The organism is Pseudomonas sp. KBN10P06128, from assembly GCF_037574945.1.
GTDB lineage: Bacteria > Pseudomonadota > Gammaproteobacteria > Pseudomonadales > Pseudomonadaceae > Pseudomonas > Pseudomonas aeruginosa.
Map to the genome: position 1 here is coordinate 1,584,555 of NZ_JBBELR010000001.1, position 16,365 is coordinate 1,600,919.

The 16,365-nt window shown below is 65.8% G+C and carries 17 protein-coding genes; 3 read left to right on the forward strand and 14 right to left on the reverse strand.

Features of this window, described 5'->3' with window-relative positions; translation table 11 throughout:
- Positions 1 to 3 precede the first annotated feature (3 nt).
- Positions 4 to 1,866 (reverse strand): MobH family relaxase, encoded by a 1,863-nt coding sequence (gene mobH, locus VQ065_RS07300; protein ID WP_003158656.1) that lies wholly within the window; start codon positions 1,864 to 1,866, stop codon positions 4 to 6.
- Positions 1,867 to 2,177: 311 nt separating this feature from the next.
- Between mobH and VQ065_RS07305 the strand changes: the two genes are divergently transcribed.
- From VQ065_RS07305 to VQ065_RS07315, 3 genes are read left to right on the forward strand one after another with little or no spacing between them, the layout of a single operon-like run.
- On the forward strand, positions 2,178 to 2,495 hold the full coding sequence (locus tag VQ065_RS07305) for a type II toxin-antitoxin system PrlF family antitoxin (RefSeq protein ID WP_003158655.1): 318 nt from the start codon (positions 2,178 to 2,180) through the stop codon (positions 2,493 to 2,495).
- On the forward strand, positions 2,495 to 2,953 hold the full coding sequence (locus VQ065_RS07310; RefSeq protein ID WP_003158654.1) for a type II toxin-antitoxin system YhaV family toxin: 459 nt from the start codon (positions 2,495 to 2,497) through the stop codon (positions 2,951 to 2,953). The genes VQ065_RS07305 and VQ065_RS07310 overlap by 1 nt, the downstream gene beginning before the upstream one ends.
- Positions 2,954 to 2,980: 27 nt before the next feature.
- Positions 2,981 to 3,343: a DUF3742 family protein gene (locus VQ065_RS07315; protein ID WP_003158653.1), complete on the forward strand. Its 363-nt coding sequence runs from the start codon at positions 2,981 to 2,983 to the stop codon at positions 3,341 to 3,343.
- A 6-nt stretch (positions 3,344 to 3,349) separates the two neighbouring features.
- Here VQ065_RS07315 and VQ065_RS07320 read toward each other — a convergent pair whose 3' ends face one another.
- The 13 genes from VQ065_RS07320 to VQ065_RS07380 form a co-directional block, all read right to left on the reverse strand.
- A complete protein-coding gene (locus tag VQ065_RS07320; RefSeq protein WP_003158652.1) occupies positions 3,350 to 4,873 on the reverse strand; it encodes a conjugal transfer protein TraG N-terminal domain-containing protein in 1,524 nt (507 codons plus the stop codon).
- A 15-nt stretch (positions 4,874 to 4,888) separates the two neighbouring features.
- Positions 4,889 to 5,248: a hypothetical protein gene (locus VQ065_RS07325; protein WP_003158651.1), complete on the reverse strand. Its 360-nt coding sequence runs from the start codon at positions 5,246 to 5,248 to the stop codon at positions 4,889 to 4,891.
- Positions 5,245 to 6,639: an integrating conjugative element protein gene (locus tag VQ065_RS07330; protein WP_003158650.1), complete on the reverse strand. Its 1,395-nt coding sequence runs from the start codon at positions 6,637 to 6,639 to the stop codon at positions 5,245 to 5,247. The genes VQ065_RS07325 and VQ065_RS07330 overlap by 4 nt, the downstream gene beginning before the upstream one ends.
- Before the next feature lie 10 nt (positions 6,640 to 6,649).
- Entirely contained in the window at positions 6,650 to 7,597 is a 948-nt protein-coding gene (locus VQ065_RS07335) for a TIGR03756 family integrating conjugative element protein (protein ID WP_003158649.1), read from the reverse strand.
- The gene (locus VQ065_RS07340) at positions 7,594 to 8,040 is read right to left on the reverse strand and encodes a TIGR03757 family integrating conjugative element protein (protein WP_003158648.1); all 447 of its coding nucleotides are present in this window, start codon (positions 8,038 to 8,040) and stop codon (positions 7,594 to 7,596) included. The genes VQ065_RS07335 and VQ065_RS07340 overlap by 4 nt, the downstream gene beginning before the upstream one ends.
- Before the next feature lie 143 nt (positions 8,041 to 8,183).
- Positions 8,184 to 8,678 (reverse strand): RadC family protein, encoded by a 495-nt coding sequence (gene radC, locus VQ065_RS07345; protein WP_003158647.1) that lies wholly within the window; start codon positions 8,676 to 8,678, stop codon positions 8,184 to 8,186.
- A 186-nt stretch (positions 8,679 to 8,864) separates the two neighbouring features.
- Entirely contained in the window at positions 8,865 to 9,617 is a 753-nt protein-coding gene (locus VQ065_RS07350) for a DsbA family protein (protein WP_031299380.1), read from the reverse strand.
- A 15-nt stretch (positions 9,618 to 9,632) separates the two neighbouring features.
- Entirely contained in the window at positions 9,633 to 12,503 is a 2,871-nt protein-coding gene (locus VQ065_RS07355) for a conjugative transfer ATPase (protein WP_003158645.1), read from the reverse strand.
- A complete protein-coding gene (locus VQ065_RS07360) occupies positions 12,503 to 12,943 on the reverse strand; it encodes a TIGR03751 family conjugal transfer lipoprotein (protein ID WP_003158644.1) in 441 nt (146 codons plus the stop codon). Before VQ065_RS07360 ends, VQ065_RS07355 begins: the two co-directional genes overlap by 1 nt.
- Positions 12,924 to 14,342: a TIGR03752 family integrating conjugative element protein gene (locus tag VQ065_RS07365; protein WP_003158643.1), complete on the reverse strand. Its 1,419-nt coding sequence runs from the start codon at positions 14,340 to 14,342 to the stop codon at positions 12,924 to 12,926. The genes VQ065_RS07360 and VQ065_RS07365 overlap by 20 nt, the downstream gene beginning before the upstream one ends.
- Positions 14,332 to 15,264 carry a TIGR03749 family integrating conjugative element protein gene (locus tag VQ065_RS07370; protein WP_003158641.1) on the reverse strand — a complete coding sequence of 311 codons (933 nt, stop codon included), beginning with the start codon at positions 15,262 to 15,264 and terminating at the stop codon, positions 14,332 to 14,334. The genes VQ065_RS07365 and VQ065_RS07370 overlap by 11 nt, the downstream gene beginning before the upstream one ends.
- Positions 15,261 to 15,950 (reverse strand): PFL_4703 family integrating conjugative element protein, encoded by a 690-nt coding sequence (locus tag VQ065_RS07375; protein ID WP_003158640.1) that lies wholly within the window; start codon positions 15,948 to 15,950, stop codon positions 15,261 to 15,263. The genes VQ065_RS07370 and VQ065_RS07375 overlap by 4 nt, the downstream gene beginning before the upstream one ends.
- Entirely contained in the window at positions 15,947 to 16,357 is a 411-nt protein-coding gene (locus VQ065_RS07380; protein WP_003158639.1) for a TIGR03750 family conjugal transfer protein, read from the reverse strand. Before VQ065_RS07380 ends, VQ065_RS07375 begins: the two co-directional genes overlap by 4 nt.
- Positions 16,358 to 16,365: the final 8 nt, after the last annotated feature.

A 16,365-nucleotide genomic window follows, 5' to 3' on the forward strand; every position in this document is an offset into this window, starting at 1 on the left:
CATTCACGTCGGAAGCACGGCCAAGTAGGGATTGTTTGGTGGCACGTCACCGAATACCGATTGCGGCTGAAGAAGCAGGTAGCCGTGTAGCTTGCGCGATTTTCGCGGCCCGGTGACTTCGCAAGTCCAAATATTCAGTCCGCTAGCTTGTTTGCGATGCAGTTGCAGCCGCTCGAAGCGTTTTTGCACCCACCGCCAATCTTGCTGGTTCTCCTGCTTGGCGAATGCGCCTACCTGTGGGTGCTCCTGCGCATAGCGCTGGAAGACGCCTGGGCTGACCAGGTAAGCGGTATCGCTCACCGTATGCACGAGCGCCTTCGCATCGTTGATGATAAGCCGGCGTGATGCGATGCCCTGTTGCAGCCATGTCATGAAGTGCTCGCCGGAGGGCCGCGCCGTTGAGGGCGATGTCGCAGCCGTGGGCATAGACGTCGGTGAAACCGTGACCATCGCTGGCATGGACGCCTCGGGGCGCGTGGCAGGCGTCATGCTCGAAACGACTTCCGCATCTTGCTGGGTGCCGCTCGAATCACCCATGCCAACCATCGTGAGCATGTCCTCCAGCGCGTCGGGCAAGGCCTGGTGGGCCGTGGGCGGCGGAGCCAAGGCAGCGGCGCTGCCGCCTTCCCAAGGTCGGGGCCCCTGGTCTTCCTGGGCGGGCTTCATCACGACCGCAGGCGGGGTAGCTGGCGCACTGGCGTCGTTTTCTGCGAGCGTCGCGTCGATCGCCACCGTACCGGCAAAAGGTGCTGGCCGCTCGCCGGATTCCCAGATCAGCGCCGGCGCCAGTCGCAACAAGGTGAATGAATGGGACCAGCCCGTCGTGCTGATCACGGTCGCGCGCCAGACTGCCTTCCCGTCCGGCGTGGGCTTCAACATGCCGTGATCCTGCAGCACGTTGAACACGGCGGTGTTGTTCGCAGGGATGCCGTCGATGCCCTGGGACAGCAGGTGTGCGCGCAGCTTGTCCGAGACCGTCTTGCTCACCAGCCACAAGCCGTCTTCGGTGAGCCAGCCATCGGAGGCCTCGGGTTGGTTCAGCTTCAGCTCCTCCTTGAGCAGGTAACGCAACCCGTCCAGCAGCTTGCGTTGCAGTGCGTGCTTGGGCGCGACCATGGCGCGGGCAGGATCGCCGCCCAGTTCCAGGGCGACCGAAGCGCGATCGGCCTGCACGACGAGTTCGCCAAGCACCCCAGCGTGTTCGTATTGGCCGGCAAGAACATAAAGCAGCGGTCCCCAGAGCGCGGGGTAGCCGCTGAGCCAGTCCAGGATTTGGCGATCGAGCAGTTGGTGGTGGAGCAATCCCGTCGCGGCGCTGTGCAGGCGGTACTCGCGATCATCGCGGTAGCGGAAGCGGTACGGCTGCTGCAACGGGCCGTGCCAAGGGTGCCAAGTGCTGCCGTCGGCCAGTTCGACATGCAGATCGACGGCGATCTTGCCGATGTCATGCAGCAGCGCAGCGTAGGCGACGGCGGCGGTCCAGGCCTCGGACTGCGCCGCTTGGTCTTCGGGGTTGGCGCCGATAGGTAGCAGATGGGACTGCCGTAGCTTCAGGCTGTAGGCGACGATCTCCAGGCCATGGTCGAGCATGCCGCCGGGGTACGCATGGTGATGGGCCTCCGATGCAGGGAACTGCTGGACCAACTCGGCGTAGCACTCCAGCGGAGCGCGATAGAGGATGGCGAACTGCTTGCGCGACAGCGATGTGCGCTGCCAGATGTGTTCCAGCAGCTTTTGCCGGCGCGGTATCGCCAGTAGGGATGCGGCCGACTCGGGCCGCAGCAGCCCTTTCGGAAGATCAGTGGCTGGCGTTGGCGACGGAGCGGCAGCGACCGAGGCCCGTTTTCGCTGGAACAGGGAGAGCATGAGGGTGTCCTGATGGCGGGCCGACCGGGAGGCCTTTTTGCTTTTTCGAGGTAGGGCCTTTCCCCTTGCACTCCATTCCCTTCCCCTTTCGGCCTTTTGGCCCTTAACAGCCTTTGGGTATAGGGCGCCAGGCGTTGATCGTCCACCACCAATGCGGGTTGCAGCGGGGCCGGATTGATGCGGGAAGGCGGGCTGTTCCCAGCCTACGATGGGCCGATTCTTGGACTCGGGAGGACGCCATGAGGCCCCACCGCATTGACGATGTAAGGAAGTTTCCTTACAATGCAGGCATTGCCTCCAGGAGAACCGCCATGCCTGCCATTCATGAAGTTGCCACGCTGACCTCCAAAGGCCAGATCACGCTACCCAAGTCAATCCGGCAGGCGCTTGGCGCCGATACCGGCAGCAAGCTCGCGTTCGAGCTGCGTGGCAGTGAAGTCGTCGTGACCCGTGCTGATGCCGAGCACGAAGACCCCGCCATTGCCGCGTTCCTGACCCTTCTGGCCCGCGATATTGAGGCTGGCCGGAACATTCGCGGGTTGCCGAAGGATCTGGCTCGCACGATGCTAGAGCATGCGGGCCACAAGGTGAGCCTGGCCGACGATTTCGATGAGGACGTGGAAATTTGATGCAACAGCATGGCTGGACGCTGCTGTTCCACGACAACTTGATCGAGCAGATGATGAAACTGCGCGCAGCTGTGCTGCGTGCGCAAGAGAGCGACCCGGAGCGCTTCGGGTCCAACGCCAACGTCAAGTTCTTCCGGGCCTTGGTCCAGTTGATGCAAGATGTGGTGCCGGGCGATCCAGCCCGCGACGAATATCGTCAGGGCAACACCATGGGGCCGGCTTATCGCCATTGGCGGCGGGCCAAACTTGGAAGACGGTACCGGCTGTTCTTCCGGTACGACTCGAAGGCGAAGGTCATCGTATATGCCTGGGTCAACGACGAGCAGACCTTGCGGTCATCGGGCAGCAAGTCAGATCCATACGCAGTGTTCGAGAAGATGCTCGGGCGGGGAAATCCGCCAGACGACTGGAACGCATTGGTACAGGTAAGCAGGCAGGATTGGAGCAAACTGGAGTAGGCATTCCTCACGTAGCAGGAGACGACCATGAACACGACGACCCGAATCAGCACCTCGGAGCGCCTCGGCCGCACCGTCGGTCGTGGATGGCGCACTTATGTGCGTGGCGAGCGACGGTTGTCGAACTGGCTCGCCTCCAAGGGGGTGCCGGTCGTTGGTGCCGCTATGGGATTGTGGGTGGTCAAGCTGGTCGCACTTGGTGTGCTGCTGTACACCGCGTCTTGGCTGGCGCTGCTGCTGGTGGCCGCGGTGGTGGCTGCATGGGTGGCGCGCAATGCGGGCCTGGACGACGACCCGACCGAGCCGGAATGGCGCAACGGGCCTGCTGGATTCGGTCTGTACACCTACGATGGTTTCCGAATCGATCCGCACATCGAGGACGACGAGTAGCGCTGCTCACTTTTTTGAGATGGCATTGATCGCAATGCCTCCGCCCTTGCCTCCGGCAGCCTTGGCGTCCCCCGTTGCCCCGGCGAGGCCTTGCAGGACATTCCCGGCGCGAACACCCGCCCAAGCCAAGGCCATGATCCAGAACGTGGGCAGCACGATGAACATCGTGCCCATGACGAACATCAGAAGCATGTCGCCGAAGGCATTGTTCAGCCCCACCAACGGGTCGAAGTTGGTGTGCGGCCGGTTCCAGCCGAACCCCCAGCCATAGAGCGCATCCAAGATCGTTGAATCGACCCAGCGTGCGAGCTGGAACCAGAAATCCACGAAGAACAGCGCGAACTGCACGACGCTCACGGTGACGACCGTCTTCAGGTCATAGGTGCCCACGACCAGCACCAGCGGGATGCAGATCACGAGCGCCATCTTGAGCAGCGCGAGCACCATGGGCAGCGCCTGGCGCACCACGTCCATCGCCGGGAACGCGGCGACCGCCCCCACGGCCATCCCGACGTCGCCAGCCGCGCGCGTCACGATGTTCGGCAAGGTCTTGTCGATCTGGCCGCCGTAGTCGGTATAGACCGAACCCTGGTTGAGCTTCTGCTGCCGTGGCGAGGCAATCGCGCGGATCACGGAATCGTCCACCTCGGCACGGCTCAGGAATCCGGCCCAGCCCGCCAGGCGATTCAACAGGCTCGGGTCCACCTGCCCCAGCAGCCGCGCACGCAGGCCGTTGCTGCCGTCGGCCCACCACTGCCTGCAGTTCGGGTAGCCGCCACCGCTGGCCACTTGCGCAAGCCCCGCATCGCGGGTGCTGTCGTAGGGCCAGTCGTCGCGCGGCGTGCTGGAGCGGTAGGTGTCGTAGTAGCCGCTCGTGTCCGTGAAGAAGTGCGAACCGATCCAGGTCACGTCGTGCATCTGCGTCTCATCGAGGTTCGGGCGCTGCATGAACAGCTTGGCGCGCGCCGGCCCGTAGCAGTCGCGCGAGAAATCCGCCACCTCCTGAGCCAGCACCGGATCGTCGATGCGCGTGGCGTCGATCTCCATGCGCATCTGCCGCAGATCGGTGCCGCACGGGATTGCGGCCACCGAGGCCCCCGTGACGGCGCGCGAGAGCGCGTGCATGAAACCCCACCAGACCGGCACCTTGGCACTCTGGTTGTTGATGGTGCTGAAGGACTGCGACCAGCCGGTATCCGTGGGCTGCGGCACGCTGACCTGGCACTGGGCCGAGCGCGAGCTGTCGTACTGGATGGTGTTGAGATCCACGTCGATGAACGGGATGCCCGCAAACATCACCACCACGATGGCGACGAACACCCGGTTCTCGATGCGCGCAGCCGAGAGCACACCCTTGTTGCCTTCGTCGGCTCCCTCCGAGCGGGCCTTCAACCATTCCTGCACGATGATCGCAACGAACGGCAGCGCGAAGACACCGCTGGAGACCAGCACCGCCCAGATGCCGTTATGGACGATCCAGGACACGAGGGTCAGGTAGTACTCCAGGTAGTCGGTCGTGAAAAGCGTCATGGCCCGAATCTCCCTTCAGCCCTGCATCAGCAGGCTGGCTTCCAGCACCACGATGGCGAAGACGCCGGCGATCTCGCTGCGCACCAGGCGGCGCCGTGCCTGCCCATCTGTCCCGTTTTGTTCCTCGCGTGCCAGCAGCCGGCGGCGCATCCAGACCCAGCCATAGGCCGTCGCCCCATACAGGCACAACCGCCACACCAGGAAGTAGCCCGCGGCAGCCACCAGCCACTGCTCCCATCCAGCAACGCTGCCGACGAGGTAGATACCGACGATGTTGGCGCCCACGGCCGCGGCGACGAGCATCACCGCCCACAGCAGTGCCTGCCCCACGCGCCGGCTGAACAGCCAGCGCGGGCGCCACGAGGTCGTGCTCATGGCCGGCTCCCTGGGTTGCCCTTCTGCAACTGGTCGAGGCGGTCGGGCACCGGGTCGCCTTCGTAGATGCCGCGCGAGCCGGCCGCGCGCGTGCCGTGGCGCTGGATGATGGCCATCGGCGAGTTGTTGGCCAGCTCGCGGCGCAGTTCCAGTTCGGTCTTAAGGTTGCGGATCTCCTGGTCGAGCGTGTCGCTTTCGTGGTTCACCGCCGCGACCGCCAGCTGGTTCGCCGCCACGTTGGGTTCCTTCTTGCCGGTCAGCAGCGTGCGCTGGAGCAGCAACGCTTTCTCCAACACCGACGACAGCGCGACCTCCGATGCCAGGCGCCGCGCCAGCAGCTCCTTGTCCGGCTCGTCACGCAGCGCCTCGATCACGCCCCGCGTAATGGGCAGCGAGGTGCTGCCGGCCGCACGCAAGTGCTCGAACGTCGTGTTGCGCGTCCCCGAGACCAGTTCCTGCAGGGCTTCCAGTTTCTCCTCGTACTCCTCCTGGATCAGCGGCGTCAGTCCGACGCCGGGCACCGTCTCGGTCTTGGTGCAGGCATCGCAGGTGCGCTGCACCTGTTCCCCAAGCACCCGTGTCGCCCATTCGGTGGCCTGCTGCGGCGACGTCCAGGTCTGGCAGGACAGGCTTGCGCAACTGGTGGGCGCGATGGAGGACGTGTCAGTCACGCCGCGGCCGTTGACGAGGTTGTAACCCGCGCGGGTCACGTCGCCGACCACCCGGACGGCGGGCTGGCCCGCGCCACCGGCATTGCTGCCGCCGACCCAGGGCACGCCATCGTTGCCACGGCGCGTTTCGGCCTGCTCGATCGCCGACACGGCATCCGTGCTCGACACCGCATCGCGCAACGCCATGCCTTCGGCCATCTGACTCCAGCCCAACTGGCCGCCCGCCGTGTCGGCCATCCTCTCGGCCATGGCGCGGCACGTCAGCTTCGAGCGGTCGAAATCCAGCCGCGCCTGCAGCACGCCGTTGGTCAGCAGGTTGTACAGACCGGGATCGGCGCGCTGGATGATCAGCGCAGGCAGGGATGCCACGGCGCTCGTGGCGCTCTGGATCACGTTGCTCATGATCTGCTGGAAGCCGTTCGTGATGCCGTTGAGCTGGTTGCGCAGCGTGGTCTGGATGCTCATGTCGCCGCAGATGAGATTGCTGTTCCAGCCCACGCCGACCCCGATCGAGCGCATGCCGGCGGCGCGGCCCATGGATACCGCGCTGCCGCCGCCGATCGAGTACATGACTTCATCGCCGATGACGGGGCCGCTGGTCTGGAAGCCAGCCTGCGCCCACGCGAGGCCGCAGCCCAGGGCGAGCGCGCCGGCCAGCACTGTGGGGCGCAGCAGGCGGCATGCCTTGGTGGAGAGGTTCATCAGTTCAGGACGCTTCATCGCCGTACCCTCATTGGAAATCGACGCTGCCGAGGAACACCTGGCCCCGGCGTTCGCAGCACGAATAAGGCCGCCACAGCGCCCAGGCGTAGTCGCCTTGCTGGGCCTGGGTCAGGAAGCCGCTGCGCGGGAAGACCGTGCAGGACGAGGACAGGACGGGCGTGAGTTCCTGCCACTTGCCGGTCGAGGCATCGCCTTCCATCAGCGCGCCGGCAGGCCAGTAGCCGGGCCGCGAGTTCGCGAGCAGCGGCTGGTAGACGTGGATCTGCCCGCGGCGCGTGACGACATCGCCGGCGCGCTGGGCCACCACGGCGCCAGCCTTGTGGTCGTCGGCCTGGTGCAGGAAGCCGCCGCGCGGATACACGTTGCCCCACAGGTTCAGCGTGGTGCGCGCGCCGACCTCGCGCCTGCCCGGAATCAGCGCCTCCGGGTAGGCCATCTCGGGCACGTTGTAGCGCCAGGCCAGCGTGTCCAGGGTGCTGAGCAGGTATGGCATGAACGCCGTACCCGCACCCTCGCAGAAGTAGCCCGACGATGAGACGAACTGGTTGAACACCTCGACGCCGGGGTGGCCGATGACGTCCGCGTTCTTGAACTTGGCGAGATTGTTCTCGTGGTCTTCGTTGGTGGTGCCGTCTCCGCCGGCCTGGGCCGAAGGGTTGGGCGTGCTCATCGGACGAACTTCGACCCAGGGGTTCTCGCCGGTGTTGCTGTAGCTGGAGACGACCGCATCCGGGATGTAGTGGCGAACTTTGATGGACGTGCGCACCGTGCAGCCCGTCCAGGTGCAGTAGAGCCAGTAGCAGATGCCGACGACGCGGTATTCGAGGCAGTCTGGCGATGCCACTGAGCCAACGATGGTTGCGGTGTTGAGGGCGTAGCTGCCCGTGGCGCTGAGCAGCAGCACTGAGGCCACGCCAGCACGCAGGAGGCGCATCCGCTCGAAGGGGCGGGTCATGGCTGCGGCCTCCGGTGTTGCGCAACGCGCGCGACGGCACGGGCCACGTCCGGCTCGCCATAGACCACGTAACGCTGATCCACCACGACTGCCGGAATGCTGGTGACGCCCAGGCTCCAGGCGTCGGCGACGCCCTGGTATGCGGAAGCGATGCGGCGCTGGAGGCCGGCACCGCCGTTGTTCAGGCGGCGCTTGACGATGGCCGTGGCCTGCTCGGGATCGGCGGGCAGCTGTGCGGAAAGCTCGGCTTCGATGCGCTGGCCTTCATCCAGCTCGATCAGCCGCTCTCCACCCATAGTCTTGACCGGGTGGCGGCTGTCGGTGACGACCACCACATCGGCGGCGAAGGTGGCTGGGCTGAAAACGGCCAAGGATGCCGGCAGTGCAACGGCCAGGCCAAGGGTTCGCCAGCCGGATGCGAAGCGGAATAAAGATGCTGGCATGTCGCGTGCCCTGGAAGTTGATCAGAGCCATAGTCGAACGCGAACCCGCTGCCGCCCCAACAAACAATGCGCATCGCGGGCACCCCGCATACCTTTTCGGTGCTGTCGCATGGAAAAAGCGGAGGCCGAAGCCTCCGCTGTGATTACAAAAGACCAGACTCGGCGAACGAGTACGGTGCGCCTTGACCAATCACGAAATGGTCGAGTACCCGCACGTCGATAAGCGCCAAGGCCGTCTTCAACTGCTCGGTCAGCAACCGATCCGCATTGGATGGCTCGGTGGTGCCCGAGGGGTGCTGATGCGCGAAGATGACCGCAGCGGCGTTCAGTTGCAACGCTCGCTGCAGCACGACACGTGGATAAACCGAGGTCGCATTGATCGTTCCATGGAACATCGGCTCCACGGCCAGCACGGCGTGCATGCTGTTCATGAACACGACGACGAATATTTCGTTGGGCTCGGCGACCAGCTTCAAACGAAGGTAGTCCCTGACCGCTGCGGGCCGCTCAAGACGTGGCCCTGCTTTGAAAACCCGCCGCTCCAGCAACACGATGGCTTGCTGAACGATCCAGTCCTCGTTCTGAATAGAAATATCGGAAAGCGACTCCAGGCAGGAGTCATTGATGACGACAGACATGGCGAACCTCCAGGCAGGGAAATCGGAGAGCGCACATGCCCCTGGAGGGCAGGCCCTCCAGGGAATGGAACAACGGAACAAGGTGCATCCATCACCGCTGCTGCGGTGATCGTTCGCGCCCAGGATGCGAGGCGAACGGGTGACGGTCAGCGCAGCGTGCTGCGCCGTAGCCTCAAAGACCGCAGGCTACCTGGGCATGTCGCCGACAACGTCGGCAGGCATTTCGGTGGTCGGTGGAGCGGCGGCATCCTCAGCCACCAGCATGTCCATGGCCGACAGCAGTGCATCGCCTTCGATCGGCCCCTGCAACACGACTGCCTGATCGGTTTGGCGATCCTGCAGACGAATCGAAGGCGTCGCGGTCACGCCGCCCTTGGTGGCTTCCTCGGCCTGAGCGCGAATCACCCTATCCGGTCGCTCGCTGGCCAAACACTGCTCGACGGCTGGGTTGAGGCCGGGATAGCGCAGACCCTCGGGCAAGCCCAAGCCGTCGCTACGTGTGTGCGCATAGATCCATTCAATGGCCTGCCAGAACGCAGCATGCCCGCCACTTTCGGCGGCGCACTCGGCCAGGCGTGCCTCGGCGGAGGCGGCCGGTTCGTGCGCGGCCAGCGGCTGGTGGTGCCATTGCAGAGCTACGTCCGCGTTGGCACCCACCCAGCGCTTGAGCTGCGGGAAGTACGCTCGGCAGAACGGACATTCGAGGTCGGCATAGAGCGTCAGCGTGAAACGGCCCTGCGCGTTGCCCATCTGCCAGGGAGGCCCGGCCACCTGCGCGGTGCTGACCTGCGCGGGAGCCTGCAACGCGGGTTCACTGGGTGCGCGGGACACGAGCCAGATCAACAGCAGTGTGATCAGTCCAATCGCCACGAACCAGGGCCAGCGCCGATGGCGGAGCGCCTGTACCGGCATAGGAATGGAAGGACGTTTCGGTTTCACGGCATTCTCCGGCTGCTATTGCGGCAGGCCCAAGGCTGGCGACTCGATGCCACGCGCCTGGTCGATCTTCTCGGCCACCTTGAAGGCCGCGTCGAGTTCACTGATGCCGTGTTGCTGCATGAGCTGGTAACGCTCGGCTTTTTCCTCGGGTTCGGTCTGCGCGAGCGCGAGATAGAGGCTCGGTGGCACGGCCCGAAACAGCACTTCAAGGCTCTTGGAGAGGATGACGCCCTCGGTGAACTTCCCTGCTTCCTTGCGCGCGGAAAGCATCAGCGCCTTCTGCGCAGGCGAGAGTTCGCGGAACCGCGCGATCTTCTCCACCTCATCGGGCGGCATCGACAGGCAGATCCACCACTCGATCATGTTGAGCATGGGCTCTGCAGCGCGCGGCAAGTCGTCGATGTTTTGTGTGGCGAGCCAGAACCAGGCCCCCAGCTTGCGCCACATCTTGGTGATCTTCACCACGTAGGGGGCGAGCAGCGGGTTCTTGGTGATGATGTGTCCTTCGTCGGTGACGTTGATGATCGGGCGGCCCAGGTACTGATCGCGCTCGGCAATGTTGTTCACCGTGCTGATCAGGCTGATGTAGGCAATGGAGAGCTGCGCGTTGTAGCCCTCGCGGGCATAGGTCGCCAGATCGACCAGGGTGATGTCGGCTTCGGGCCACGGCGAACCGTCGCGGTCGAACATTTCGCCGTCCGTGCCTTGACAGAACATGTCCATGGCATCTGCCATCTCCAGCAGCCGCACGCGCCGCATCTCTGGCAGCGTTGGGTCCTGGCCGCGCTCGCGCAGCGCGTTGCGCACGTCGCGCGTGAGCACCGTGCGCTTCTCGGCCACGCAATGCTCGGCGGCGTCGAGGATGCACTGGCGGATGAGCGAGCGATCGGCCCGCGTCATCCGGGCCTCTTCTTTATCCTCGCCGCCGGTGATCATCAGCCGTGCGGTGATTTCCAACTCGCCGAGTACGTCGCGCTGCTCGTCCGCTTCCATGGCCGATGCATCGGGTGGCATGTCCTCGTCCAGCACATCGGCATCCAGCGTCTGCACGTCGCTCGGCGTTTCGATCAGCCGACGCGCGTCGGCGAACGGCGCCAGGCTGATGCCCGAGCCGGGGGCCAGCTTGACCCGGTTCACAGTCAGGCCCAGGCGCTTGGCGAAATCGCTGAACAAGCCGAAGCTGTTGCCGGCTTCCACGATGAAGAGGCGCGGCCGGTAGATGGCCGTGACCTGGTTCAAGAGGTTGTTGAGCGTTGCGCTTTTGCCGGAGCCGGTGGGGCCGAACAGGAACAGGTGCGCGTTCATCTGCCGATCCAGGCGGTTGAGCGGGTCAAAGGTGATCGGCCCGCCGCCTCGATTGAAGAACGTATTGCCCGGATGGCCCGTGCCCTGGCTGCGGCCCCAGGCCGGTGAGAGGTTCGCCACGTGCTGGGCGAACATCAGTTGGGTGAACCAGTTCCGTCGATCCTGGCTCGGGTTGTAGCAGCACGGCAGCCAGCGCAGATAACTGTTCAAAGGCGCGACTTCATCGTCCTCGCGCACGGGCTGCAAACCGGCGTTAAGCATCACGTTCGCCAGATCAAGGCCGCGCCGGTCCAGTTCGGCTTCATCCCGGCCGCGCAAATAGAACGCCAGTGTTCCCCGGTACAGCTTGTGCGCGCTGCCGATCAGCGAGCGGGCCTCCTGCACATCCTTGAGCGTCTGCTCCGATGCCAGTGTTTCGCCGACTGCCTTCTTCGCCAGGTGGTTCAGGTGCGATTCGAGGATGTCCTGGGGTGTCGCCACCATGGTCAGACACATCGTCGTGTCCTCGGGCATCTGATCGAACAGCGTATTGATCGCATCGCCTTTGCGGGTTTCGCCAGTCAAATGCCCCGTGCCGGGCGGCATGCGCAGCCGGTCAGTGACCAGCACACGATGCGGCATGCCGTCGAAGTGCCAGGTGCCGTGATCCGCGTCCGAGCGTGGCTGGCTGAAGAAAAGCCGCTGGCTGAAATCCCGCCCGCTCGCCAGCTCGATCTCGCCGTCTTCTGTCTCGTCGGGGTAGCGTGCCAGCGCATAGAAGCGTTCGCGGTCCTCGATCCCAGGGCCGAGCAGCGTGGGACGCGGGTTGAACCACCGCAGCAGCCAGTCATGGACGTCGGCCGCGGCCATGCGCCGGGCCTGGATGCCGGCGTTCGCCAGCCCGCCACACAAGCGATCGCAGACGATGTTCAGCATCTGCTCGGGCGTCTGGCCGCGGCGGTTCGCCTGCCCGGTGGCCCGGCGATAGACGACCATGCGCACGCGCCGCGTCTGGCCGCGCCAGCGCAGCCGTGTGACCACCGTGTCCTCGAACAGCCCGCCGGGCTTCGCTACCGCGCGCAGGTGGTGTCCGAAGAAGCGAAGGTAGAACTCGGTGAAAGCCGTATTGCGGGCGCGCGGCTGCACGTAGTCGCGCAGGGTCTGCATGTACTGGTCGAAGCTGGGTTCGTCCTGGGCGTAGAGCTGGAGTACCCAGGGGTTCTCGTCCAGTTCATCGAACGAGTCCTGGAGCGCGTTCTCCAAGGCGTCGCGGGCATGCGCGAGCCAGCCGGGTTCCCGGCCCTCGGTGCCCAGCGGCACCAGCTCGTAGAACGCCGCGACCGATTGCCCGTCTTCCAGCAGCATCGACTTCGACTGGGGCAGGAACTCCACCCAGGGCAGGAATTCCGCGAACGACGGCGCAACGTCGTACAGCGCCTGCTCGTCGGCCACGGTCGCCGGCCTGTGGCCATGGACCGCCGTGCCGGGTTCGGGGATGCCGGCCTGACGCAGGGCCTCGACGTGGCGCTGCCAGCCGTCCGGCTGCTCGTCATCGTCTGCGTCGGATGCAGTCAGCTTCGGCCAGGGGAGTTTCCAGCGCATCAGTAGTCCTCCACGCGCTCGCCGGGCATGGCGTACTGCACGCGCTGGTACAAGGGAAAAACCGTCGTATAGCCCGGCACGGGCACCGGGTCCGTGCCTGCCAGGTGCGGGTACACGTACATCACCAGGTCGGGATTCGGCAGGCGCTGGAACTGGCGATAGACCTCGTTGCGCGCTGTGCGCGTGTAGCGCATCTGCTCGGCGGGCGCGGCCTGTACATCCATCTCGGTCAGCGGCCGGCGCAGGCTCTGGCGCGCGTCGAGCAATTGCCTGCGTGCCACCTGGCCGGCGCCACCGCCGCCGTCACCGGCGTTCTGCTGCCAGATGTCCATCATCGTGCTGTCGCCGTGGGGCAGCAGCTTTTCCTTGCTGGTGGCGCAGCCGCCGAGCACCGCGACGGCAAGGGCCAGCGCCAGGCCCTTATTCAAGTTCGAGAGCATGGCTTTCTCCTGCACGGTGATCGACCTTGCGACCTTCGGGATCGAAATCGATGGCGAGCGGCTTTTCGAGGTGGACGGCGACCTTTGCGCCGGGTTGGACATAGACGGCGGCGAAGGCCTGGCCGTACAACTTGTTCACCCAATCGGCCATGTCCCGAACGCCGCCGGCCAGGATGCGGCCCACGGCTTCGTTGCCCGAGATGCCGACGCTTCCGATGGAGCCATCGGCGCCCACGTAGGACATCTGACCGCTGTCGCTGTCGATGAGCGAGGCGACGCCGGCACCCGCCGCGGTGATCAGCGCCTGTGAGCCGAGGTACTGCTGGGCGTTGCTGCGCCGCTCTCCGCTGACGCAGGGAATGCCATAGGGGTCGCTGATCCAGCCCAGGCCGTCGCGCTGCTGGTTGTTCTGCTGGTTGCCCTCGCGGTCTTCGGGAATCGTCCGAATGGTCCCGTCATGGAACACAAAGGTGATGCTGCGCACCTGGCCGCGCACGCAAGAGAGCGTCCAGTCACCCGAGGCCGTGCCGGAAAACACGGCGCCCGCCACGTCGGGAATGTCAATTCCGTTTGCCGTGAGGTTGTCGGGACCGACCAGGACTTTGAACGGATACGGATCGTTGACCGTACCGTCGATCGGCACGCGGCCGATCAGCGCCGTCATTGCCACCGATCCCATCAGCGTCGAGTTGGTCGGCACCGTATAGACCGGCTTGGCGCTCTTGACGCCTGCGGCGCGGGCGCCCGCGTTCGCCACGGTTTGTGCCGTGGTTTCCAGCGTGCTCTGCGCGGGGCCGAAGCTCGTCGGAAAGCTCATGCCGCCACCCGTGCCACGACTGCCGTTACGCCCATCAGTGGGCTTCGCGTCGTCCGGCTCGACCCAGCGCACGCCGCCTTCCATGCCTGCCTCGTCGCCGTTACGCAGCCCCAGGCCCACGGGTAGATCGGCGTGGCCGCCGCCGCGCCCGCCGATGCCTTCCAGGCGCCGCTGCAGGTCGGCGAGCAGTCCCTCGGTCTGCTGGCGCTCGCTGGCTGCCTGCTGCTGGTCGCGGCGCAGGTTGGAGCGCTCGGTCTCCAGCGCCGAATTGATGCGCTGGTCGATGGCGTTCTCGCGCTGGCGCAGGCGCTGGTTCTCTTCGCGCTGAGACTTGTTGTCCAAGAGCGTGGTCTGAAGCTCGGTGCGCAATTGCTTCACCTGCGCCACCAGGGTCGCCACGGTATCGCGGGGGGTATCGCCCTCGATGCCCAGCGCCTTCATCTCCTCGGGCGTGAGCTGGGCGCCGGCATCGGCTGCGGGCTGTGTCGACGTGCTCCCACCGGAGAACAGCCGGATGGCGACGAACAGCACCAACAGGGCCACGGGGATCATCAGCCACTTCAGGAGTCCGTTACTGCGCATGGCGAGTCTCCTTGCCATCCGCGGCCTCGTTGTCCCGTGTCTCGATTTGCGGCTGCGGCAGATGCGCAGCCGGGTCGAAGCGGTGGATAGCGGGCAGCAGCGACTGCGCGAGGCCACGCCCGCGCGTCACCAGGTACAGAACGGTGGTGTCCTCGGGCGTTCCGCGTGGACCCAGCGCCTCGTGCTGGAAGCTGGCCGTGAGGAAATCGCCTTGCAGCACACGCGGGTCGAGGGTGATCCAGCCGCTGCTGCCGTTGGTGAGACGCACGGCGGTGACCCACTGGTCTTCCAGCCGCCACGACGCGAGCGCGACCGCGCGCACCGGCAGCGTCGGCATCAGCGTGGTCAGGTCCATGTCGCGGCGCAGATTGACCCGCATGACACCCGGCAGCGCCTCGACCGTACGCAGCGGCGCATAGAGGTTCTGCGCGGCGAAGCGCGTCAGCGCGACCGAGACCGGGGTTTCGCGCCGCGCCGTCCGCGCGCCTGCCTGATTCTGGGTGTGCGCCGGGGGCGCGTCGGCACCCTCCGGCTGATCGCCATAGCGCGCCGGGGTGCTGTTGCCCTCGACGATGCGCACCGGCTCCAGCTCGGCTTCGCCGTCCTTGGCCGGCTCGGCGGCGATGTCCAGCAGGATCAATGCGCCCGTGTCGGCGTCCTGCAGTTGCAGCCGTGTTGGTTCGATCGGCGCACTGGCGCGCAGGTACACCGCACCGCCCGCGCTCTGCACGCGCAGACGTTCGCCCACGCCGGCAGGCACGCCCACGCGGACGTTCCTGTCGATGAACACGATGCGCTCCTGGCCGACACGCAACGGCACGGCCAGCGGCAGACGTTCCCAGCGCAGGATCTCCACCGCATGGGCGACAGGTGCTGCGACTACGACCAGCAGCCCCAGCAGTGCGAGTACAGGATGCTTCATGGGGTTTCTCCTTGGGGCGCTTGCGGAGCCAAACCACCGGGCGCCGGGCGCGTCGGCTCCGGGGCGCCGATGCGCTGCGGCGCCCCTTCGTAGCAGTCGAGTACCAGGCCGAACGGGTTGCGGGCGGGATCGATGTCCACGCGCGTGACCTTGATGGGGTAGCGCACCAGGGCGCGCTTGACCTGTTCCGCGCCGTAGTACTCGTCGGCGCTGATGTCCAGTGTCACCACCCAGTCGCGGTCGGAGACCACGCGCACGCGCGTCGTAGGGTCGTCGCCGTAGCCACGGCCCGGGATTTCGTAGATGCCGCGCACGCGCTGGCGCAACTCACCCGTGCTGCGGCGGTAGTCGTAGTCGGCTCGCAGGAAAGCCTGGCAGGACGGCGTGAGATACGGCGAGAGTGTGTGAAGGTTGCGTGCGTAGTCCTCTTCGCCATTCGTGGGCCAACGGTGGAGGGTCTGAAACACGTAGAACGTGAACGCATAGACCGATTCGGGCGGCACTTCCCACCACTTGCGGGTACTGCCGGAGCGCAGATCAGGCGGGACGTGGATGGTCAGGTCGCGCGGAGCGCTCCACCAGCCGCCGCCCATCACCAGGGCGACGATGACCAGCGCGCCAGCACCCAGGCGAAGCGTCTTGATGTGCGCCTGCAGATGGGTGATCTCGTTCTTGAAGCGGCTCATCGTGCCCCCCTTGCAGCAGACCTTCGGGTGGTCCAGAAGCCGGAGCGTGAGATCAGCACATGGCCGCCCACCCAGCCCGCCACCAGCGGATAGCGCGTGGCGATGCGCCACTGGAGTTGCCGATACAGCCAGGTGTCGGGACGCCCACGCTTGAGGCGACGCAGGATGCCGCCCCCGATGAACACGCCGAAGGCCACGCCCAGCACGACGAACGTGGGCGCGAGCGCGATCGTGCGGAACACCCAGGACAGCGGCGCACCGACCAGCAGGCCGGCGGCACCGGACAGGCCGCAGCAGATCCACAGCTCGTCGGCGGTGAGGCCGCGCACGACAACGGGATGGCGGTTGAGCCGGTGCGGAAGGAACGTGACCGTCCCGTCAGCACGGACGTGCTGCTGCTCGGACATACCGGCCT